This window comes from Xanthobacter wiegelii (assembly GCF_043193855.2).
Lineage (GTDB): Bacteria > Pseudomonadota > Alphaproteobacteria > Rhizobiales > Xanthobacteraceae > Xanthobacter > Xanthobacter flavus_A.
On the sequence record NZ_CM195529.1, the window covers coordinates 2,239,386 to 2,261,260 of the forward strand.

At 69.2% G+C, this 21,875-nt stretch carries 14 protein-coding genes; 3 read left to right on the plus strand and 11 right to left on the minus strand.

What is annotated here, in order from left to right; genetic code table 11:
- Window positions 1-2: 2 nt before the first annotated feature.
- The 3 genes from V5F63_RS10300 to V5F63_RS10310 all read right to left on the minus strand — a co-directional run bounded on the left by V5F63_RS10300 (window position 3) and on the right by V5F63_RS10310 (window position 2,728).
- A complete protein-coding gene (locus V5F63_RS10300) occupies window positions 3-797 on the minus strand; it encodes an aminotransferase class IV (RefSeq protein WP_394102605.1) in 795 nt (264 codons plus the stop codon).
- The gene (gene pabB, locus V5F63_RS10305) at window positions 794-2,197 is read right to left on the minus strand and encodes an aminodeoxychorismate synthase component I (protein ID WP_394102606.1); all 1,404 of its coding nucleotides are present in this window, start codon (window positions 2,195-2,197) and stop codon (window positions 794-796) included. The genes V5F63_RS10300 and pabB overlap by 4 nt, the downstream gene beginning before the upstream one ends.
- 171 nt (window positions 2,198-2,368) lie before the next feature.
- Window positions 2,369-2,728, minus strand: a complete 360-nt coding sequence (locus tag V5F63_RS10310; RefSeq protein WP_169121041.1) for a hypothetical protein — start codon at window positions 2,726-2,728, stop codon at window positions 2,369-2,371.
- 299 nt (window positions 2,729-3,027) lie between these two features.
- Between V5F63_RS10310 and V5F63_RS10315 the strand changes: the two genes are divergently transcribed.
- On the plus strand, window positions 3,028-3,402 hold the full coding sequence (locus tag V5F63_RS10315; RefSeq protein WP_209488946.1) for a hypothetical protein: 375 nt from the start codon (window positions 3,028-3,030) through the stop codon (window positions 3,400-3,402).
- Window positions 3,403-3,444: 42 nt separating this feature from the next.
- Here the strand turns inward: V5F63_RS10315 and V5F63_RS10320 are convergent, their stop codons facing one another.
- The 6 genes from V5F63_RS10320 to galE form a co-directional block, all read right to left on the minus strand.
- A complete protein-coding gene (locus tag V5F63_RS10320; RefSeq protein WP_394102607.1) occupies window positions 3,445-4,947 on the minus strand; it encodes an amino acid permease in 1,503 nt (500 codons plus the stop codon).
- 81 nt (window positions 4,948-5,028) lie between these two features.
- A complete protein-coding gene (eutC, locus tag V5F63_RS10325) occupies window positions 5,029-5,811 on the minus strand; it encodes an ethanolamine ammonia-lyase subunit EutC (RefSeq protein WP_394102608.1) in 783 nt (260 codons plus the stop codon).
- Window positions 5,808-7,196 (minus strand): ethanolamine ammonia-lyase subunit EutB, encoded by a 1,389-nt coding sequence (locus V5F63_RS10330; protein ID WP_394102609.1) that lies wholly within the window; start codon window positions 7,194-7,196, stop codon window positions 5,808-5,810. The genes eutC and V5F63_RS10330 overlap by 4 nt, the downstream gene beginning before the upstream one ends.
- A gap of 90 nt (window positions 7,197-7,286) precedes the next feature.
- Window positions 7,287-8,171, minus strand: a complete 885-nt coding sequence (locus tag V5F63_RS10335; protein ID WP_209488950.1) for an amino acid ABC transporter substrate-binding protein — start codon at window positions 8,169-8,171, stop codon at window positions 7,287-7,289.
- A 206-nt stretch (window positions 8,172-8,377) separates the two neighbouring features.
- Window positions 8,378-9,319, minus strand: coding sequence for an NAD(P)/FAD-dependent oxidoreductase (locus tag V5F63_RS10340; RefSeq protein WP_394102610.1), 942 nt, complete (start codon window positions 9,317-9,319; stop codon window positions 8,378-8,380).
- Between the two features lie 90 nt (window positions 9,320-9,409).
- Complete coding sequence (gene galE, locus V5F63_RS10345) at window positions 9,410-10,405, minus strand: UDP-glucose 4-epimerase GalE (RefSeq protein WP_209488952.1); 996 nt, start codon at window positions 10,403-10,405, stop codon at window positions 9,410-9,412.
- A gap of 247 nt (window positions 10,406-10,652) precedes the next feature.
- On the opposite strand from galE, the gene V5F63_RS10350 reads away from it, so the two are divergent.
- Window positions 10,653-12,002 carry a glycosyltransferase gene (locus V5F63_RS10350; RefSeq protein WP_394102611.1) on the plus strand — a complete coding sequence of 450 codons (1,350 nt, stop codon included), beginning with the start codon at window positions 10,653-10,655 and terminating at the stop codon, window positions 12,000-12,002.
- Between the two features lie 10 nt (window positions 12,003-12,012).
- Entirely contained in the window at window positions 12,013-13,203 is a 1,191-nt protein-coding gene (locus V5F63_RS10355; RefSeq protein WP_394102612.1) for a glycosyltransferase, read from the plus strand.
- Here the strand turns inward: V5F63_RS10355 and V5F63_RS10360 are convergent.
- Window positions 13,181-14,518, minus strand: a complete 1,338-nt coding sequence (locus V5F63_RS10360; RefSeq protein ID WP_394102613.1) for an aminotransferase class I/II-fold pyridoxal phosphate-dependent enzyme — start codon at window positions 14,516-14,518, stop codon at window positions 13,181-13,183. The genes V5F63_RS10355 and V5F63_RS10360 overlap by 23 nt on opposite strands.
- Before the next feature lie 10 nt (window positions 14,519-14,528).
- The gene (locus V5F63_RS10365; protein WP_394102614.1) at window positions 14,529-21,833 is read right to left on the minus strand and encodes an SDR family NAD(P)-dependent oxidoreductase; all 7,305 of its coding nucleotides are present in this window, start codon (window positions 21,831-21,833) and stop codon (window positions 14,529-14,531) included.
- Window positions 21,834-21,875 lie beyond the last annotated feature (42 nt).

Consider the following 21,875-nt stretch of genomic DNA (forward strand, 5'->3'; position numbering starts at 1 on the left):
TCTCATGCACCCTCGATCAGCGCGCGCAGGCGGTCGGCGGCTGCGGTGGAGGGAAGGGGGCGGCCTTCCAGGGTCGCCACGGAGCGGATGCCGAGCGCGGAGGTGAGCAGGATTTCATCCGCCGATGCGAGGGCGTCCACCGTCAGCGGCCGCTCCGTCGCTCCGACGGCGAGCAGCACCTCCGCCCGCATGATGCCGGGCAGCACGCCCTCTGACAGGGGCGGCGTCACCAGCGCGCCGTCGATGACCGCGAACAGATTGGCGATGGAGGTCTCGGCCACGCCATCGCGCGTGTTGAGGATCACCGCATCGTCCGCACCGCGTCGCGCGGCCTCCTGACGGGCGAGGATGCCGTCGAGATAGTTCAGCGATTTCACCTGCGCCAGCGGCGAGCGATCGTTGCGGCGTGTGCCCTGCGCGATCACGAGCCGCGCGGGAGGCAAAGGCGGCGAGAGCGGCGCTGCGGTGATGACGAGGGTGGGCTTCGGCTCGGCCGGCGGCAGCACGCCGCGCGGGCCGGGACCCCGGGTGAGGGTGAGGCGCAGCACGCCTTCGCTCAGGCCATTGGCCTCGGCGGTCTGCGCCAGCGCCGCGCCAAGGTCGAGGGCCGGCAACGGTATCCCCAGCACGCCCGCGCCGGCAGCGAGCCGGGCCAGGTGCGCCCCGACACGCAGCACCCTGCCGCCCTTTATCCTCAGCGTCTCGAACAGTCCGTCGCCCAGCGTGAAGCCGCGATCGAACGGGGAGACGGACGCATCTGCCTCCTCCACCAGCCCGGTGCCGAGGAATAGCTTCATGTACCGTCCCCCGAGAGCGCGCGCAGCATGGGCGAGAGCTTGACGAGGCTCTCCTCATATTCGTCCGCCGGATCGGAATCCGCGACGATGCCGCCGCCCGCCTGGGTCAGCAGCGTGTCGCCGCAGCGGGTGATGGTGCGGATGACGATGGAGGAATCCATCGCTCCGTCGAAGCCGATCCACGCCACCGAGCCGCAATAGACCCCGCGCGGGGAGGGCTCCAGCTCGTGGATGATCTCCATGGCGCGGATCTTCGGCGCGCCGGTGATGGAGCCGCCGGGAAAGCAGGCCTTCAGGAGGTCCACCGGGCCGAGACCGGGCTTCAGCCGGCTGTCGATGACCGAGACGAGATGGTGGACGCTGGCGAAGGTCTCCAGCCCGCACAGGACCGGCACCTTCACGCTGCCCACCTCCGACACGCGCGAAAGATCGTTGCGCATCAGGTCCACGATCATCAGGTTTTCCGCACGGTCCTTCACCGAGGCGAGGAGGGCGTCGGCGAGCGCCCTGTCCTCGGCGGGATCGGCGCTGCGGCGGCGGGTGCCCTTGATGGGGCGCGTCTCCACCCGCCCATCGGAGGTGAGGGAGAGGAAGCGCTCGGGGGAGGCGGAAAGCACCGCGAGGTTGTCGCCGGCACGCAGGAAGGCGGCGAAGGGGGACGGGCTCAATGCGCGCAGGCGGGTGTAGAGGGCAAGGTCGGTGAGGCCTTCCGGCACCCTCGCCCGCATCTGGTGCGTGAGGTTGGCCTGGAAGATGTCGCCGGCGCGGATGTACTCGATCACCCGCGCCACTTCCGCCTCCACCTCCGCGCGCGGCTGGTCGGGCGTGAACGTGCCGGTGCGGCTGAAATCGGCGGCGGGCGCCGCTGCGGGCGCGGTGGCCAGCCGGTCGAACAGCTCCTGCGCGCGGCGCTGGGCCCGAGCCTCGGCGGCGTCGCCAGTCTCCGGCCGTCCGTTGGAGACGATGAAGGCGCGCTTTTCCAGCCGGTCGAAGGCAAGGATGGCGTCGTAGAGGCCCATGGCCATTTCCGGCACCGCCGGATCAGCGTTGCGTGGCGGGGGCAGGCGCTCCAGATGCCGGCCGAGCTCATAGCCGAGATAGCCCATGGCCCCGCCGAGGAAGGGCACGGGGGCGGAGGAGGGGCCGAGGCAGGGCGGCAGGTCGCCGGGATTGAGCGCGCGCGCGAGCACGTCGAACGGCGTTCCGGGCACGAAGGCACCGTTCAGCCGGACGCCATCCGCGCCGGAGGTGATGAAGGCATAGGGATCCGCGCCGATATAGGACCAGCGCGCCCGCACGTCGCCCTCCGCCGCGCTGTCGAGAAAGGCGCATTGGGGGGCGTCGGCGAAGGCCTGGAACGCGGCGAACGGGTCGCGGTACGGAATTTCAACGATAAGCACGGGGGCGACCGATTCAGAACGCTTCGGTCCCACCATGGCGCCATGGCGCCTCCGGGGCAATCCGCGCGGGCGAGACGACGCAGGCTCCGCCGCGACGCCCGGCCGCTACGGCCTCCCCCAATCCGCGACTCCAGCCGCGGATGGCGGTGTGTCGGGCCTATCCGAACCCGCTCACGCCGCCTTTGCAAACGGCGGCTGGTCCTCCGGCTGCTCCGCCTGCGTGGCGTTCAGCAGCTTGGACTGGACGATCTCGGCGACCGCGACCAGTTCGGTGCTCCAGGCGAGAGCCGATTGCTGGAGGAAAGCCGCCTCGCGGGTGACGAAGGCGGAGGGGTTCTGCTCGCGCGAGAGCTGGCCGAGAAGCTCCACCTGCTCCTGCACCTGCCGGCCGACGAACTGCTGCAGGTGCGTGCTGACCGCGACCGGGCAGTCGAAGAACAGGTTCTTCCATGCGGTCACCGGCCAAGCCATGGGTGGCGTGGCCGGTGACAGCGCGCGGGCGAGACCCTGGAACATCACTGAGTCGTTCATGTCCATTTCTCCCGTCTGACGATGACCCCCGGACCTGAGCACCCCCCAGCGCCCATTGGAAATACCGTTTCACGGATGTGAGACTTCGGCGTTGCGGAAGGTCAAATGCCTTGCGCGCCGGATCGGGGAAAATCACATTTCCACGCGTCGCCCCTCGGGCGACATCATCATCGCACTCCGCCGGCCCGCTGCCTATGGTTGCGCCAGCCCGGCGAAGGGCGAAACAGGCTTCCGTCAACGCATCGTGATGTCCGCGCTCGGGACGGAGCCACAGGCCGCAAGGTCGGGGAGAAGACAACATGACCCAGTTGCCGCACGGCTTCCGTCAGATCCGCATGGAGCTTGCCCGTGAGAAGGGGCATCCGGACGGCGCCCGCAATCACGGCTACAGCTTCGTGGCGCCCCTCGACAGCGCCGGCCGCATCGATGCGGCGGAGTGGGCGAAGCACCGCGACAGCTGCCGCGTGGTGAAGTTCCGCCCGGACGAGGCGGATGAGGTGGGCCATCTGGTGCGTCGCCCGGGCGGCAGCTGGGCGTTTCGCTATGACATTTCCGGTACGGACGATGACGAGGCCGGCTACCGCTTCGGCGACGAGCGGTTCGAGGTGGGGGAATATGTCTCCGTCCATGAGGACGATGAGATGCACACCTTCCGGGTGGTCTCGGTGATCTGAAGGGGGCAGGCGGTCCGCCCGTCGGGGCGGACCGCGGGTTTGTCAGTAGCTCTTGTATTCGGCCGTGCCCTTGGAGAGGGCAAACTCCTCCTCCGGCGAAAGCACCAGCTTGTGCCGGCCCCAGAGGCCGAAGTAGGCGATGCCGGCCGCGAACCAGATCGCCACGCCGATCACGCCGTTCCGGTAGATGGGATCGGAGAGCTGAAACCAGATGGTGATGATGGCGATCACGATGGTCGCCACCGCGCCGGGGACGCCGAACGGGCTCTTATAGGGCCGCTCGATGTGCGGCATGTTCTTCCGCATGAGGATGAACGATACCGCCTGCATCACGTAGGAGAGCATGGCGCCGAACACCGCCATGTTCAGCAGCGTGCCGCCGATGGCCGCCGCGCCCGCCTCAGCCCCCAGAGCGAACCAGATGCCGAGCATGATGACGAGGCCCACCAGCGCGCCGGCCACCATGGCCACATGCGGGGTCTTGCGCCCGCCATGGGTCACGGACAGGCCGCGCGGGAAGTAGCCGGCGCGGGAGAGCGAATAGATCTGCCGGCCCTGCGCATAGATGATGGTGTGGAACGAGGCGATCAGCCCGATCACCGCCACCAGCGCGAGGAGCTTGGCGAGGCCGTCGCCATAAATGGCCTTGAAGCCGTCCAGCAGTGGCTCCAGCGAGGTGGAGAGGCCGAAGGCGCCGTTGGCCACCGAGGAATTGAGCCACAGAATCATGAAGGCGGAGACGATGAGCGTCGCCATGCCGGCCATGATTCCCCTGGGCATGTCGGTCTTGGGGTCCACCGATTCCTCCGCCGCCAGCGGCAGTTGCTCGATGGCGAGGAACAGCCAGACGGCGAAGGGCAGGGCGGCCAGCGCGCCGCCGATGCCGAAGGGCAGGAAAGGCCCGCCGCCGTTGGGCAGCTCCACCGCCGCGCCGTCCGGCCCGACGCCGATGTTCAGCGCCCAGCGGGAGAAGTTGGCCACCGGAAGGGCGCTGACCCAGAAGGCGACGAGGCAGGCCAGCGCTGCCAGCGTCACCACCAGCGTCACGCGGAAGGAGAGCTCCACGCCGGCGATGTTGAGGCCCACGAAGATGATGTAGCCGAAGATCCAGTAGACCGGCTGGAAGGCGGGCGGGGTGCCGAAGATGGAGCCCATGTAGGAGCCGATGAAGGACACCACCACCGCGGGCGTGATGACATATTCCACGTTCTCGCACAGGCCGGTGACGAAGCCGCCCCACGGCCCCATGGTGGTGCGCGCGAAGGAATAGGCGGCGCCCGTGTGGGGCAGGGCCGGCGACATCTCGGCGATGGAGAAAGTGAGGCCGAGATACATGATGGCGATGATGACCGCCGCGATGAACATGCCGCCCCAGCCGCCCGAGGCAATGCCGAGGTTCCAGCCCGAGAAATGGCCGGAGATGACCGCCCCCACGCCCAGTGCCCAGAGCGACCAGACGCGCGCGTGCCGCTTGAGGGCCCGCTGTTCGAAGTAGGTTACGTCCACCGTGGTGTAGGTGACGCCGGATTTGCTGCCTTCGGCCATGCCCAGCCCTCCGTGCGCGGTCGATCCCGCCAGACCAGGAATAAAAGCAAGTTCAAAGCCAGATCAGTATATTACGTTACGTCAAGTCAGTGTTGGCGCCAGTTTCAGGGGTGGAATTCCCGCTTCGAGCAGCAGATCGCTCTCGTCCTTCAGCTCGACGCCGCTGACCTGCCGCGCGAATGCTTCGCGAACGTGCCAGGCCAGCTTGAAGGCGGCCAGATCATAGGCAAGGCCCTCGGGGCGCACATTGGAGATGCAGTTGCGCTCCGCGTCCGAGCGTCCCGGCCTGGGGCTGAACGTGAGGTAGAGGCCGAGGCTGTCGGGGGAGGAGAGGCCGGGCCGCTCCCCCACCAGGAGCGCCACGGCGCGGGCCTTCAGCAAATGCCCCACCTCGTCGCCCAGGGCCACCCGCGCCTGAGAGGCGATCACCACCGGTGCGGTGGTCCATCCGGCATCGGCGATGCGGCCCTTCAATGCCGCAAGGAAAGGGCGGGTGTGGGCGTGGACGGCGGCGGAGGAGAGCCCGTCCGCCACCACGAGCGCGAGGTCCACCGGCGCGCCTGCCGACGCTGCGAGGCGGGCGCGGCTCCCGTCCGAGAGCCGGCGGCCGAGGTCCGGCCGGCGCAGATAGACGTCGCGGGCCGCCGCCGCGCTTTCTGCGCGCAGGGTGGAAAAGCCGAGGGCGCGAACCTCCTCCTCCACCCGATCCGCATCGAACGGCGTGTGAACGGCATCGCGCGCCTGCGCATGGGCGAGGGCGAAACGGAGCACCTCCTCCGTGGGCAGGCTCGCACCCGTGCGGCCCAGCGCGATCCGGGCCGGCGTGTGGCGCGCGAGCTTCAGCCAGGGGTCGCGCTCGATCATGCGGCGCGCTCCGCCACATAGCCCAGCAGGGGATTGCGGGCGTCGGCCGGCAGCAGGCGCCCGTCCGTGCCGGTGATGTCCATCTTCTCCAGCCACGCCTCGAACTCCGGCGCGCGCTTCAGCCCCAGCACCTCGCGGATGTAGAGCGCATCGTGGAAGGACGTGGATTGGTAGTTCAGCATCACGTCGTCGGCGCCGGGAATGCCCATGATGTAGGTGACGCCCGCCACCCCGAGCAGGGTGAGCAGCGTGTCCATGTCGTCCTGGTCGGCCTCGGCGTGGTTGGTGTAGCAGACGTCCACGCCCAAAGGCACGCCGAGCAGCTTGCCGCAGAAATGATCCTCCAGCCCGGCGCGGATGATCTGCTTGCCGTCATAGAGATATTCCGGGCCGATGAAGCCGACCACCGTGTTCACGAGCAACGGATCGAAGGTGCGGGCGACGCCATAGGCGCGCGCCTCGAGCGTCTGCTGGTCCACCCCGTGATGCGCCCCGGCGGAGAGGGCCGAGCCCTGCCCGGTCTCGAAATACATGGCATTCTGCCCCACCGTGCCGCGCTTCAGCGACCGCGCCGCATCGGTGCCCTCGGCGAGCAGCTTGAGGTCGATGCCGAAGGAGCGGTTCGCGCCCTCCGTCCCGGCGATGGACTGGAACACGAGATCCACCGGCGCACCCCGATCCATGAGCGCGATGGCGGTGGTGATGTGGGTGAGCACGCAGCTTTGGGTGGGGATGTCGAAGCGCGTGATGATCTCGTCCATCAGCTTCAACAGCCGGTCGATTACCGGCACGCTGTCGGAGGCAGGGTTGATGCCGATCACGGCGTCGCCGCAGCCATACAGCAGCCCGTCGAGGATGACGGCGGAGACACCGGCGGCGTCGTCGGTAGGGTGGTTGGGCTGGAGGCGCACCGCCATGGTGCCGGGCAGGCCGATGGTGTTGCGGAAGCGCGTCACCACCTGGCACTTGCGGGCGGCGAGGATCAGATCCTGGTTGCGCATGATCTTGGAGACCGCCGCCGCCATCTCCGGCATCAGGCCGGGGGCAAGCGCGGCCAGAACTTCCGGCGTCGCGGCCGGCGACAGCAGGAAGTCGCGCAGGTCGCCCACCGTCATGGCGGAGACCAGTGCGAAGGCCGCGTTGTCGTGGCTGTCGAGGATGAGGCGGGTCACCTCGTCGCCCTCGTAAGGCACCAGCGGCTCGGCGAGAAAGGTCTTGAGTGGCAGGTCGGCGAGGCACATGCGCGCCGCGACGTTTTCCTCGGCGGTGGCGGCGGCGATACCCGCGAGCATGTCGCCGGAGCGCGGCGGAGTCGCCTTGGCCATCAGGTCCTTGAGGTCGGAGAAGACGAACGACTTCGCTCCGATGCGATGGACATGAGCCATGGCGCGCTCCGATCGGGCGGGCGCGGCGCATCTGCCGCGTCCTCAGGCCCTAGCGATAAGCAACAAATATGCCCTTTGGGAAAGTCCTGTCTATTTCGGCACGCCGTTGATGACGAACAGCGCGTTGAGGAACTGGTCGGGCGGGAACTTGCCGAAACTTTTGGCATAGATGTCGCGGATGCGGTCGGTCCGGTAGAGGTCGGCGAGGGTGGTGTCCACCAGAAGGCGGAACGTCTGGTCGCCGCGGGGCAGCCCCAGCGCATAGGTTTCGAACGTGAAATACTGATCCGAGAGGCTCAGGCGGCTGCCGAACGCGGTGTTGGCGATGAGATAATTGAGGATGCCGCGGTCGCCGAAATAGGCGTCGAGCTTGCCGTCGGCCAGTTGCTTGAGGCCGTCCGGATGGTCCGTCACGGTGACGATGGTGGCGGTGATGCCCATCTGCGAAAGGGTGGCGCGCAGCGTTTCCTCGGTCGTGGTGCCCTTGAGCACGCCGACCTTCTTGCCGCGCAGCTCCTCCAGCCCCTTCACCGCCGAACCGCGCGTAACCACGCCGGCGCCGTCGAGGAACGTGGGCAGGGAGAAATCCACCAGTGCCCGCCGCGACATGGTCATGGATGTGGGCTCGCACAGGATGTCGATCCGCCCGTCGCGCACCGCCTCGAAGCGGTCTTCGGCGGAGACCTTCACATAGTCCACCGCCATGTTCGGCAGTTTGAGGGAGCGCTTGAGGGCGTCCGCCACCTCGCGGCAGAGATCCACGATATAGCCGGAGGGCTGGCCATTGCTGGCCGCATAGGAATAAGGCGGCGCGAACTGGCGATAGCCGATGCGGAAGGGCTCTCCCTTGGTGAGGCGATCCAGCGTCTGCGCGCCGGCCGGAACTGCGAGCGCGGCGAGGAGAAGGGCGGCGACCGTCGCGCCTCGCGCGCCCGTGGTCCTGATGCTGGCGTGAAACGCCGCAGCGATCGCCAAACCGATAATTGCCCCCAGACCCGTCCGCATATCCGCCCCCGTGTCCGCCGCCTCCCGCGGATCCCTTCCGCCGATCTTGCCCGGCCCGCCCGGCGCGGCCAAGGACTTCCGTGCACGGACTGGATAGGTCGGCGCGCATTGTGGCGCGAAAGCAACCCCTCCGCCTTCGCGCGAAGCGTTCGGTCGTCTCCCCTTGCAACTGGCGCCTATTTCACACGCGGCGAGCGAACCGGATGAGGCACCGCATCAACGGCAGAGCGGCGGACCCGCTCCGCGAAGCGCGCCACGGCGTCCTGCTCCAGCGTGCGCTGGATGGCCTTGGCCGCCACCACGCCATCCGCCATGGAGGTGACGCAGCAGGGATGCATGCGCTGGGCGATCTCGCCGATGGCGTAGAGATTGGGAACGGACGTCTCGCAATCGGCGCTGGTCTCGACGAAGCCGCGCACATCCCGCGCAAGATCCAGATGCCGGGCGTAGGGCAGGTACGGCTCCCAGCCGTACAGCACGAGGAACCTGTCGAACCGCTCGCCTGCCACCGCCGGCACCTCGGGCTCCACCGGATAGGCGCCGATCCGTACGTCGGATGGCGGCACCTTCTCCAGAAACTCGCGCCGCGCGCGGATGGTGCGGGCAAACAGGGTGACACGGGTGGCGCCGCGTTTTCTCACGAAGATGTAGTTCTCGAAAGCGTTGTCTCCGCCGCCGAGGATCGCGACCGAGCGACCTTCGAAATCCGCGTTGAAGAGGGTCTGGCCGGGGCCGATGATGACCTCCTCGGACGCGCTGAACCCCCCCTTCACCGGCCGCACGCCGGTTGCAAGGACGCAGGTGCGCCCCATCACCACCTCGCCGGTGGCGGTTGTGACGCGGAAGCCCTCTGGGATCACCTCAAGCTCGCTCACCGCCTCGCCGGTGCGGCAGATGATGTCGTGGTCGCGCATGTGGCGGTCGACTTCGGCGGCAATCTCGATGCCGGTCTTGTCGCGAATGGGCGCGATCCACTGGTTCGGGTACGGATTGTCATTGCCGAGGCCGCCGAGGACGGGGCGGCGCTCGACGATGCACGGGCGGAAGCCGAGCATCTTCAGCCAGAGCGCACAGGACGCCCCCGCCGGCCCCCCGCCGATGATAACCGCGTCGAACATGGACGCCCCCGATCCCGCCTGTGCGCCAACGGGCGCATGCGGCAGCTTATGCGAGGCTGTCGTCCACGGCTAGAAAGCGGGCGGGAAGGCTTAAGCCGGCTGAAGCTGCCTGCGCGCGAGCGTTTCTTCCCACTCCAGCGCCGAACGGACGATGACTTCCAGATCGTCGAACCGGGGTCGCCAGTTGAGTTCGGCCTGGATGCGGCTCGAATCCGCGACCAGGCGGGCGGGGTCGCCCGGCCGGCGCTCGCGCACGATGACCGGGAACTGGACTTTCGACACCCGGCGGACCACATTGAGGACTTCGCGCACCGAAAAGCCGCGACCGTAGCCGCAATTGTAGACGAGGCGTGTCGCGCCAGCCCTCAGCCCATCGAGAGCGGCAAGGTGCGCCGCCACCAGGTCCGCCACATGCACATAGTCGCGGATGCAGGTGCCGTCAGGCGTATCGTAATCCTCGCCGTAGAGATCGACGTGGGGACGACGGCCCGCAACCGCTTCGGCCGCAACCTTGATGAGATGGGTCGCGCGGCGCGAGGACTGGCCGCAGCGGCCCGCCGGATCTGCCCCCGCTACGTTGAAGTAACGCAGCACGGCGTGGGAAAGCGGGTGTGCCGCGGCAATGTCCGTAAGCATCCATTCGGTCGCGAGCTTCGACCGGCCGTATGGGGTGATCGGACGCTTGTCCGCCGTTTCCGGAATGAGGTCGGTGCCGCCCTCGCCATAGACGGCGGCGGTGGAGGAGAAAATCAGGCGTTCCACACCGCTGGTGACTGCGGCTTCGAACAGGGCGCGCGAGCGCACCGTATTGTTCATGTAGTAATCGAGCGGCTGGGCAATGGAATCCACGACGACAATTCGCGCTGCGAAGTGGACGATGTCCCGAATGTCGTGCGCTTTGATCGTAGACCGGACCAGCGCGATGTCCCCGATATCACCGACGACGAGTGTCGCGGCCGACGGGACGGCATGGCGGTGCCCGGTGGAGAGGTCATCCAGCACGACGACGCTTTCGCCCCGATCGACAAGAGCGTGCGCCATGTGGCTGCCAATATAACCAGCACCACCCGTCACCAAAATCGCCATCGTGCTGATCTCCAGCGTTTCGATGTCTTTCCTCCATTCCCTCTGGCGATGCAACAAAAACGTGTTGCGCTGCAGGCTGGGGTGCGGGGGTTGTCCCCATTCCCCACGTCCTTGTTGCACCGCCATCACAACGCAGGGTAAGTCAGCGGATGGCGTCGCAAGTGACGGGGTTTGCGTTTTGATGTGCGGCGTGCCGCAGATAGTACCGAGTGCATCATCCCCGCGTCCGCTTCGCGTCGCGCTGTTCGTGCACGCCTTCTATCCGGACCACCTCTATGGAACCGAGGCCTACACCCTCGCTTTGGCGCGCCAGTTCAAGGCGTTGGGCCATGCCCCGACCGTGGTGACCGCGCGCGGGGCGGGCGAGCAGGGGCAGGCCGAGGAGGTCGTGCGATACGAGGTCGAGGGCATCCCGGTGGTCCGCATCGACCGCAACCGGAGCCCGTCGCGCTCCGCGCGCGAGGACTATGACCATCCCGCGCTCGCCCCGCTGATCGAGCGCATCCTGCGCGATCTGAATCCGGATGTGGTTCATATCGCCCACCTCGCCAATTTCACGGCGACGCTCCCGCATGTGACCGCCCGGATGGGCATTCCGACGTTCGCGACGCTCACGGATTTCTTCAATCTCTGCATCACCACGCGGCTGGAGTTGCCGGACGGGAGGCTCTGTCACGGGCCGAACGCGAGCCGCAGCAATTGCTTGTCCTGCGGCATGCTCGCGCGATCCGTGGAGCGGCCGAGCGCGTTCTGGCGGATCCTCGCGCAGCCTGCCGTCCGCACGGCTGCGGGTGTGACCGCCGCGATGCTTGCGCCAGTCCTGCCCTTTTCCCTCGGCCGCGACGCGCGGGCGGTTCGAGATCGGGCGCAGGTGCTCCGCGTTGCCCTCGCCCACTGCAAGGCCGCCTTCGCGCCCAGCACCTTTCTGGCCGAGCTGTTCGATGCCCATGGGGCGGGACCGCCGCTGTTCCGCTCTCCTTTCGGCGTCGATATCGACCGGACGCCCAAGCCCCCCGCGCCGACCCGGCCGGTGCGCTTCGGCTTCATCGGCCAGCTGGCCTATCACAAGGGCCCGCACCTGCTGCTCCAGGCGTTGCGGGCGCTGCCGCGCGACGCCTTCACCGTCGACATCTGGGGATCGGAGAGCCTGTCGCCGGCCTATGCCCGCGACCTGCGCGCGGTGGCGGAACAGACGGTGCCGCCCTTGCCGGCGCGGTTCCGCGGCACCTTCGCGGAAAGCGAGATGGCGCGGCTTCTGGCCGACGTGGACGTGCTGGTGATGCCCTCCACCTGGTTCGAGAATGCGCCCTTGACCCTCCTCAAGGCCCTCGCCACCCATACCCCGGTGACCGTTTCGGACGTGCCGGGCATGACCGAGTTCGTCGAGGAGGGCGTCAACGGCTTTTCCTTCCCGCGCGGCGATGCGGAAGCGCTCGCCCTCGTGCTCCAACGCTTCGTGGACATGCCTGACCTTGCCGCCAACATGAGCCGGACGACCGCCTACGACCGCACCGAGCGCGACATGGCGCTGGACCTTCTCGCCTTCTACAGCGCCTTCGGCGTCGTGCCGGGCGGAACCGTCGCGGTCTCCGCTTGAGGGGGCTGGCATGAGGATCGCCATCCTCGCGTCCGGCGTCCTGCCGGTGCTCGATGGCGTCACCGTCAGCGTCGATGCCCGGGTCCGCCGGCTGGTGGCGCGCGGCGACGAGGTGCTGCTGCTTGCGCCTGCCGCCGCCGACGGTGCGCGCCCCGCAGGTCTCCCTGAGGCCGTGACTTTCGTGGGCCTGCCGAGCGTGCCCTTCGGCGCGGCGGCTTCCGACCGAAACGTGGTGCCGGCCGCCGCCCGGGAGATCGACCGGGCGCTGGCCGCCTTCCGGCCCGATCTCATCCATGTGGACGAACCCGAACGGCTGGCCCTCGGTCTCCGCCGCATTCCGGGGCAGGCGTTCGCGCGGCGCCACCGGGTTCCGCTGGTCGCCTTCTTCCACACCAATTTTGCCGATTATCTCGGCGCGGAAGGCCGCTACTACGGTCTTGTCGCGCCAGTTCGCGCTGTGGTCTGGCGTGTGGTGGCGCAGCTTTACAATCGCTATGACGCGACCCTTGTCCCGAGCGCGGCCTCGCTCGCGCGGCTCCGGCGCTTCGGCCTCGCGAATGGCCGCGCTGGCCGGTTCAACGGTGCCGACACGCGCGGCTTCCGCCCCGATCTGCGCCAGCCCGGCTATTGGGCCGACCGCTGGGCGCGACCGGACATCGACGGGCGCGTGGTGATGCTGATCGCCGGCCGGCTGACCGCCGACAAGGGGTGGGCGGACTGGCAGCGCGTGCTGCCGGCGCTCGCCGTGCGGCTGGGTGATGCTCTCGCGATCGTGGTCGCGGGGGATGGCGCCCTGCGGGGCGAGGTGGAGCGGCTGGTCGCGCCTCTGCCAGCGGGATGTCTCACGGGTGCGGTGCCCCGCGCGGAGATGGGCGCGCTGCTCGCCAACAGCGACCTCTATGCCACCCTGTCCCGCTTCGAGAACGCCAGCCTTGCGGTCTATGAGGCCCTGGCCAGCGGCCTTCCCGTGCTCGGCCTCGAGGCCGGCGGACTGCCGGGGCAGGTGCGCCACGGCGTCGATGGCCTGTTGTTCAGGCCCGGCGATGCGTCCGGCTTCGTCGGGGGCTTGGCGCGATTGGTGGAGGACGAGGACGCCCGTCGTGCCCTCCGCGAGGGGGCCTTGGCGCAGCGCCCCCTGCTGGACTGGGACAGCGCGTTCGCGGCGTGGCGCGATGCACTCAGCGCGGACGATCCCCCGTAAGCCCCAGAGCCGAGGCTTCTTCGGCCAGCGCCTCAAGCGCCGCGTCGATCTGCTGGGGGCTATGCGCGGCGGAGAGGAAGAAGCGCAGCCGCGCCGAGCGTTCCGGCACCCCCGGCGGCAGCACCGGGAAGGCGTTGATGCCGCGCTCCAGCAGGCGCTGGGCGAGGATCACGGTCTTGATGGTCTCGCCCACCATGATCGGCACGATGCCGGCGCCCCAGGACGGCCCTACATCGAGACCGAGCGCGGCGGCGCCATCGCGGAAGGTCCGGCTGTTGGCCTGGAGGCGCTGAACGCGCTCCGGCTCCTCCAGCATCAGGCCGAGCGCCATGCGCGCGGCTTCCGCCACCGGCACCGGCAGGCCGACGCTGTAGACCATGCCCGGCGCGAACGCCTTGAGATAAGCGACCATCGCGGCCGGCCCGGCGATGTAGCCGCCGCAGCTCACCAGCGATTTCGAAAGCGTGCCGAACCAGATATCCACCGCCCGCGGATCGACGCCCGCATGTTCGGCGATGCCACGTCCCGTCGCGCCGAGCACGCCGAGGCCATGCGCATCGTCGATCATCAGCCAGAAGCCGAACCGCTCCTTCAGCGCCACGAGACGGGCGAGTTCCGGCCCGTCGCCATCCATGGAGAACAGGCCCTCGCTGACGACCAGCACCCGCTCGAACCGGTGGCGCTCGCGCTCCAGCATGGCTTCCAGCGCGTCGAGATCGTTATGGGGAAAGGTGCGGCGGGTGGCCGGCGCATATTGCGCGCCCAGTACCACGGAATTGTGCATGAAAGCGTCGGTGACGACGAGATCCTTCGGCCCCATCAGCGTCGGAAGGACGGCGATGGCTGTCGCGTGGCCGCTCACGAAGGCAATCGCATCCTCGGCCCCGTAAAGGCCGGCCAGCGCCCGCTCCAGCGCCAGATGGGCCGGGCGCTCGCCGGACGAGAGGCGGCTGCCCGACACGCTGGTGCCCCACGTCTCGGCCGCTTCGGCGACGGCGCGGATGATACGCGGATCGCCATTGAGGCCGAGATAATCGTAGCTGGCGAAATTGACGACATCCCGCCCCTCGATGCGGGCGGTGGCGCCGGACCGTCCCTCATGGAGGCGGTGGTAGGGGTTTTTCAGGCCCAGCATGTCGGCCGCCGCCTGCTGCGCGGACAGTTCCTTGTAGCGGGGCAGGTTCTCGAACGAGAGGAGCCTGTCCCGATCCACGAAGGCGGGGGAGGCGGCGGGCGCCGGCACGGCGCTGCCCTCGCGCATCTCGCCGAGGAGACGCGCAAGGTCGTCGTCGGACAGTCCGCGACGCCCGCTCACGGCAGCAGCCTCATGATGCGGTCCCCCTGGCGTCGCGTGAGCCGGCGGCCATTTCCGTCAGGGCTTCGATGGACTTGGCGTCGAGGTCGATGCCGTGCCGGGCCGCGAGGGCGGCCTGCTCGGGGGCGAGCACCACCGCCGGAGCACTTTCGGCCGGCGGCGCGCTCTCGGGAGTCCGGAGGCTGGACAGCGCCACGGCGGCCAGATCGTCGAGCGTGCGCCCGCTGCCGATGGAGAGCAGCGGCAGCTCGAAGCCGAACTTCTTCTCCAGCGTGAGGCGCAGTTCCAGCGCCATCAGCGAATCCATGCCGAGTTCGGAGAGCGCCGCCGTCCCCGTCACGGCCTCCGGCGCGAGGCGGAGGATGCCGGCGACCTCGCGGCCGAGCACGTCGCGCATGAGCGCGCGCGCCTCGACATCGCCGAGGCCGGCAAGCTGCTCCATCAGATCCTCGCCGCTGCCCGCCGCGCCGTCCGCCGTGGTGGAGAACAGGCGGGGGAAGGTGGGCGTGCGCAGCACCGGCAGCTGGCTGGCGATGGCGGTGCGGTTCACCTGCGCGTAGACATTCACCACGTCCGCCGCATCGCCCTGCGCCATCAGCCGGCCGAGAAAGCCCAGCGCCTCGGCGGAGGCGATGCCGGCGACGCCGGTAGCCCGCGTCAGCCTCTGGCCGAGGTCCTGGTCCTTGGCGATGACGCCGGCATCGGAGATCGCGCCCCACGCGACGGCGAGGCCCGGAAGTCCACGCGCGCGGCGGTTGCGCACCACGCCTTCCAGAAAGGCGTTGGCCGCCACGTAGGCGCCCTGTCCGGGACTGCCGATCATGGCCGAGGCGGAGGAATAGACGATGAAATGGTCCACCGGATGCCGTTCGGTGATCCGGTCCAGCGCGAGAACGCCGTCCACCTTCGGCGCCAGAACCGCGTCGAGGCTCTCCGCATCGAGATTGGGGATGGCGCCGTCGCGCAGCACCATCGCGGTGTGGATCACGCTCGAAAGTGGGCCGTGATCGGCCACGAGCCGCTCCACCAGCGCCTCCAGCGCCGCGGGGTCGCGAGCATCCGCCTGCGCGACGACGATCCGAGCGCCGGCCGCGCGGGCGGCCTCGATGCGGGCGAGGTCGCCGGCCGCACGCACGCCCGAGCGGGAGGCGATGGCCACTGTGCCGGCGGTCTGTGCCGCCAGCCACAGGGCCGTCTCCAGCCCGAAGCCGCCGTTGCCGCCTAGCACGAGATGCACGCCGGTGCGCAGGGCCGGCGTTTCCCGCGTATTGGAAACGACACGCCCCGAGCGGGGCGGGCGCACCACGATCTTGCCCACGTGCCGCGCCGCCTGCATCTGGCGGAAGGCATCTTCCGTCGCCGATCCTTCCATGATGCGGTACGGAATCGGCTGGAGCGAGCCGCTCGCAAACGCTTCGCCGATCTCGGCCATCAGCGCCGTTGCCCGCGCCTTGTCGTGGGCGAGCAACTGGTCGAGGTCCACGCCGAAATAGCTGATATTGCGGGCGAAGGGGCGCAATCCCACGGTCGTGTTGGACAGGAAATCGCGCTTGCCCAGCTCGATGAAGCGACCAAACGGCTTCACCAGCTTCAGGCTCGCCGCCATGGCGTCGCCGGCCAGCGAGTTCAGCACGACATCGACCTTGCCGTGATCGCGCGCGATGTCGCGGGCGAAGGCGAGATCGCGGGAGTTGTAGACGGCCTCCACGCCCAGCTCCTTGAGGAGCGCTGCCTTCTCCGGCGTGCCGGCGGTGGCAATCACCCGCGCGCCGCGCGCGAGGGCGATACCCACGGCGGCGAGGCCCACGCCGCCGGCGGCGCCGTGCACCAGCACAGTCTCGCCAGCAGTCAGGCGGGCGCGGTCGATAAGGGCGTACCAGGCCGTGGCGAACACCACCGGCACGGCGGCCGCCGCCTCGAGGGCAAGGGTCTCCGGCACCCTGAAGGCGAACCACGCCGGCACCGTCACATGAGAAGAGAAGGCGTCCGGCGCAAAGCCCATCACGCGGTCCCCGACGGCGTGGTCCGTGACACCGGGACCCACCCGCGTCACCGTGCCGGCCATCTCGAAGCCGAGTGACGCGCCGGTGAGGCCCGGGCCGAGGATGTCATCATCGAGCGCCCCAAGCGCCAGCATCACATCGCGGAAATTCAGGCCGGTCGCGGCCACCTCGATCTCGATCTGCCCCTCTTCGGGGGCGATGCGCGGCTCGGCGCGCCACTCCATGGCCCCGAGCGCGCCCTGGCGGCCTACATGGAGCCGTGTGCGATGGGCGTCGTCGATCGAAATCGCCGCGTGCGCAGGGCCGCGGCGGACCCGGACAGCGTACTCCCCCGTGGGGCGCGAAACCCGTTCCGTCTCCAGACCGGGAGCGTCGATGATGCGGCGGACGCGGCGTGCGGCAGCAGCGTCGAGGGTCCCCACATCGATGACGCGAAGGTCGAGACCGGGCGTTTCGTTCATCGCCACCCGGACGAAGGCCGAGACGGCTACCGCCAGCGGATCCAGCACCTCACCCGGCTGTTGACGGCCCTGCGCGGTGATGACCCACAACCGCGTGTCCGCCGCTGCCGCCCAGGCGATCAGCGCTTTGAGATCGAGCAGGGCGGAAGCCAATGCATCGCGCGGTGTGGCCTCGGCGTCGAAGACCATCGGCAGGACCAGTGCCCGCAGGGTGGTCTCCGGCTCGGGCGGCGTTCCGCCGATGACCCGATCGGCGGCGCTCGCCAACGCCAGTGCGAAGGTCGGGGCGCGATCGCCGACGACCCAGACAGGCGCGCTCACCTCGGGTGGCGGTGCGGGGGCGATGGAAGCGGTGAGCAGGACGGTGCCTGAACCGTCGCTCCGGATGGCATCGACCGCGCCCGCGCGTCGCAGGGCATCTTCCACCAGTTCAGGGGCTGGCCGCTGTCTCGCCGCGGCGGCCTCGGGATCGGGCGCACCCAGCAGAAGGTCGAGGGCCGCGTCGAAGGCCGGGATGGCGACCGTCACCTGCGCACCGGGGCAGCGGGGCACCACGCGCTCAAGCACGTCGACGTCGGCGGTGGTATCGGCAAGGCCGAGCACGAGATCGATCGGCGGGACAGCGGCATCCGGTGCGGCGCCGTCGACCACGGAAAAGGCGTCCATTCCGGGCATGGACGCGAGGCGCTCACACTCGACGGCATTCGCGCCGAAGATCGTCACCTGAGCGCGCCCGTCACGGGCGAACGGAAGCAGGAGGGCGATCAGAGCCGCGCCGGGCCGCGAGCCGGCGACGATCTGGATCGGTCGCGGCGCGCAGGCGGCAATACGTGCCTCGATGGCATCCCGCAACGTTCCGAGCGTCGCGGCGGCGGATACCGACTCCGTCTCGAACTGCTCAGCGAGGTGGGCGGGAAGGTCGGAGCCACCTTCCGAGAGCGAAGCGGGTTGGCTGGCCACGAGATGCGCGGCAAGACGGATCTCGGCGTTCGCCTGAGGAAATCGCTCGGCGAGTGAGCGGAAGATCAACTGGGACGGCGGAGGAGCTGCCTCCTTCAGTTGCCAGCCCGTTTCAGAGTGCTCGGCAAGGCCGCACCCGGCCAGATAGCCCATGAGCACCGCCGAGCGGCCTTCGGAGGCGCGCAAGAGGAGGCCGGTATCGGCTTGGGATGCGCACTCATAAGCGAAGGAGCGCACGAAGGCGCGCAGCAACAGTGCCGCATCGCTCGCCTCGGGCCGCACCTCGATCGCGCGGCCGGGCGGCGTCGCCGCGTCCATGCGCACGGGCTCGATGTCCACGTGGAACTGGCGTTCCTCGTCCGGACGCTGCGACAGTACCACCTCGCGCAGCACGAGATCGGCGACCTCAGCGACGACGCTGTCGTCGGCGGCCAGCAAGGTGAGGTCCACCACCGCGGTAAAGCGGTTCTTGCGCTTGCGGCGCATGATGCTTCGGGTGACCGCTGCGCCCGGCTGCCAGACCCGGAGCGCACCGAGGCGCACCGGCAGGTGGGTGCGCGTCTCGCCCTCCACCACGTCGGCGTCGAGGAACAGCATGTGCAGCGCCGCGTCGAGCGCGGTCGGATCGATCAGCAGCCTGTCTTGATATGCGCCGAGCGGCGGACGGCCCGGCGCGATCTGCGCGATGCCGGAGTCGGCATCGCGGACCACGCGGCGCACGCGGCGGAAGCTTGGTCCGTAGTCGAGGCCACAGCGCATGGCGGCGGCATAGACTTCGTCCTCGCTCACCTGCCAGGCGTCGGAAGGCACCGGCCCGGGCTGGCGGGCGGCCTCACCCACCGCGAGCGACAGCCGGCCGGTAGCGTGCAGCACGAAGGCGCCGCCGGCGAGCCGGTGGCGGGACCAGATCTCACAGGTGCGGGTGGTCGCCTCGAAGCGCGTGGAAACCTCGCGCATGCTGCCTTCGGCAAGGGCGAGAGGACGCAGGATGTCGAAATCGGAAAGCTCCAGCGGGCCTTCGCCGAGTTCCGCGCGGCCGACCGAAAGCATCATCTCGGCGAGCGCAGCTCCGGGGACCACGGCCTCGCCGTCCACCCGATGGTCACCAAGATAGGGCACGATCTCGGCGTCAACCCAGGCATGCCATTCCGGCACGCCCTCGCTCACCTTGAGACCGAGCAGAGGGTGGGGCGCGGGTGCATCGTTGAGTCGTCCGTAGAGGCCGATGGCCTCGGACGTGGTGGGCAGCACATAGTGCTGCCGGTCCCAAGCATAATGCGGCAGGGAGAGGGGCGGGGGAGGGGCGCCGAAGCTCCGTTCCGCATCGGGCTCGAGGCCGCGCGCCGCAAGGCGGGCGACCAGCGCATGCACCGGATCGCCATCGGCCTGGTCGTCCCGCTCGGAAAGGCTGCCAAGGCATTCGGCGGTGACGCCGGCCTCGCGCAAAGTGTCGCCTGTGGGACCGACCAGGATCGGCCGTGCACCGATCTCCACGAAATGGGTGCCGCCCAGTGCCCCGGCGGCCTCGACCGCTGCCGCGAAACGCACCGGCAGGCGGATGTTGTGCCACCAGTATTCGGCGTCGAGGGCGGGTCCGGTGAGGACCGACCCGGTCACGCTCGAGACGAAGGTGGCGCGGGTTTCGCGGGGGGCGAGGCCGGCCAGATCTTCGCGGATGGCCTGTTCGGCCCCGTCCAGGAGGCCGGAATGGAACGGATAGGCGATATCGAGTGCGACGGAGGCGATCCGCTGCAGCCGAGCTGCCTTTTCTGCGAGGGCAATCGAGGTTTCCGGACCGCTCAGCGTCACCGATCCAGGGCCGTTATAGGCCGCGACCACAAGGCCGGGCGCAGCGAGACCGGCGACGAAGGCATCCGCCTGCGCCGGCCCGGCGGCGAGCGCGATCATGCGGCCGAGGCCGGCAACGCTCTCCTGCCGCTGGCTGCGGTGATGGATGAGATGGACGGCCTGCTCCAGGTCGAGCGCTCCGCTCGCCAGCGCCGCGGCGACCTCGCCGACGCTGTGGCCCAGCACCACGTCAGGCACCACGCCCTCGGCCTCCAGCGCGGCCGTGAGTGAGGCCTGGATGGCGAAGAGCAGCGGCTGTGCCACGCTGGTGCGGCCGAGGCGGGTGGCGAGGTCCGGTGCTTCCAGCGCTTCCGCCAGAGACCAGCCGCCGACGTCCCGATAGAGCGCATCGATCGCGGTGAAGGCCGCACGAAAGGCGGGGTTGCGGACGAGCGCTGTCCGCCCCATGCCCACCCATTGCGCGCCATTGCCGCTGTAGACGAAGACCGTCTTGCCGGGGCGCACCTGAACCTTGCCCGTGGCAACGGAGGGGGCCGCCTCTTCCCGGGAAAACCCGCGCAAGGCTGCCGCCATGTCCCTGGCATCGCCCACCGGCAGTGCAAGCCGAAGGTCCATCCGTTCGCGCTGATGGAAGGCGGCGGAGGCGATCGTCGCGGGCGACACATCGCCGGCCTCGATCCGCTCGGCATAGCCGGCAGCAAGCCCCCGTAGCGCTGCCTGGGACCGCGCGGAGAGCAGCAGTAGGCGTGAGTCCGATGCCGTCTGCGGCTGGGGCTCCGTGTCCGGCGCGCGCAGGATCACGTGCGCGTTGGTGCCGCCAAAACCATAGTTGGAAACTCCGGCGAACGGCGTCCGGGCCAGGTCGAGAGCCACCTCTTCTCGCGCCGGCATGAGGTTGAGTGCGGCGAAATCGATGTAGGGGCTCATCTCGTCGAGATAGAGCGTGCGCGGGAGGCGGGCTTCTGCGAGGGCCATGCCCGCCTTGACCAGTCCCGCGAGGCCCGAAACGCATTCGAGATGGCCGATATTGGACTTCACCGAGCCCACGGGCAGCAGCGTCGAGCGGCCCCTGCCAAGCGCGGAGCCAATGGCGCTCGCCTCGATGGGGTCGCCCACCGGCGTGCCGGTGCCGTGCGCCTCGACAAATGCGAGCTGGTCCGGCGTGATGCCGAGCCGCTGGTAGAGCGCGGACATGAGGGCCGCCTGGCCCTCCGCGGACGGCAGCGAAATGCCGGAGGTGCGACCGTCCGAATTGGCAGCGGCGCCGACGATCCCGGTGCGAATCCGCTGGCCGGCCGCGCGGGCATCCGTCGCGCGGCGCAGGACGATGGCGATGGCCCCTTCCGATCGCACGTAGCCGTCTGCGCCCGCGGAGAAGGGGCGGCAGCGACCTGTCGGCGACAGCATCGAGGCGCGCGAGAAGCCGATGAAGGGGGCCGGCGACAGAAGCAGGTTGACGCCCGCGACGACTGCGGTGTCGATCAATCCCGCATCGAGCGCGGCAGCGGCCTGGACCAGCGCTACGAAGGACGACGAGCAAGCGGAGTCCACCGTGAAGCTCGGGCCGCGCCAGTCGAAGATGTAGGAGATCCGGTTCGAGATGATCGACAGGGAATTCCCCGTCATGAAATGGCTCTCGATGGCGGCAGGGTCGCCCGCAGCGCCGGACTGGTAGTCCACGTTCGAAGCGCCGACATAAACGCCGATATCTTGCCCCGCCGTGCGCGAGGGTGGCAGGCCGGCATCCTCCAGCGCTTCGAACACCACCTCCAGCAGCAGCCGTTGCTGCGGGTCGATTTGCTGCGCCTCGCGCGGCGAAATGCCGAACACCGCTGGATCGAAGCCGAAGGGGTCCTCAAGATAGCCGCCCGCGAAGGTGTAGCTGAACCCCGGCTCGGAGCGGCGCGGGTGCAGCGCGCGCTCGATGGGCCAGCGCCCGATCGGAAAGTCGCGGACGGATGACTGCCCGGACTTCAGGAGACGCCACAGCGCATCCGTATTCGCAGCGCCAGGCAGGCGCAGAGCCTGTCCAATGACCGCAAGATCAAAGCCACCCTGACTGGAAATAATCTCAGAACGCAACCCTGTCGTCTCCCGCTGTGCTTTTCGGGTCCGCGCCCGACA

What these genes read in the sequence shown, in the direction of transcription:
- V5F63_RS10355 (WP_394102612.1), top strand. Translation starts at nt 12,013, where the DNA reads ATGAGGATCGCCATCCTCGCGTCCGGCGTCCTGCCGGTGCTCGATGGC.
- eutC (WP_394102608.1), bottom strand. Translation starts at nt 5,811, where the DNA reads ATGATCGAGCGCGACCCCTGGCTGAAGCTCGCGCGCCACACGCCGGCC.
- V5F63_RS10315 (WP_209488946.1), top strand. Translation starts at nt 3,028, where the DNA reads ATGACCCAGTTGCCGCACGGCTTCCGTCAGATCCGCATGGAGCTTGCC.
- V5F63_RS10300 (WP_394102605.1), bottom strand. Translation starts at nt 797, where the DNA reads ATGAAGCTATTCCTCGGCACCGGGCTGGTGGAGGAGGCAGATGCGTCC.
- galE (WP_209488952.1), bottom strand. Translation starts at nt 10,405, where the DNA reads ATGGCGATTTTGGTGACGGGTGGTGCTGGTTATATTGGCAGCCACATG.
- V5F63_RS10320 (WP_394102607.1), bottom strand. Translation starts at nt 4,947, where the DNA reads ATGGCCGAAGGCAGCAAATCCGGCGTCACCTACACCACGGTGGACGTA.
- V5F63_RS10340 (WP_394102610.1), bottom strand. Translation starts at nt 9,319, where the DNA reads ATGTTCGACGCGGTTATCATCGGCGGGGGGCCGGCGGGGGCGTCCTGT.
- V5F63_RS10330 (WP_394102609.1), bottom strand. Translation starts at nt 7,196, where the DNA reads ATGGCTCATGTCCATCGCATCGGAGCGAAGTCGTTCGTCTTCTCCGAC.
- V5F63_RS10310 (WP_169121041.1), bottom strand. Translation starts at nt 2,728, where the DNA reads ATGAACGACTCAGTGATGTTCCAGGGTCTCGCCCGCGCGCTGTCACCG.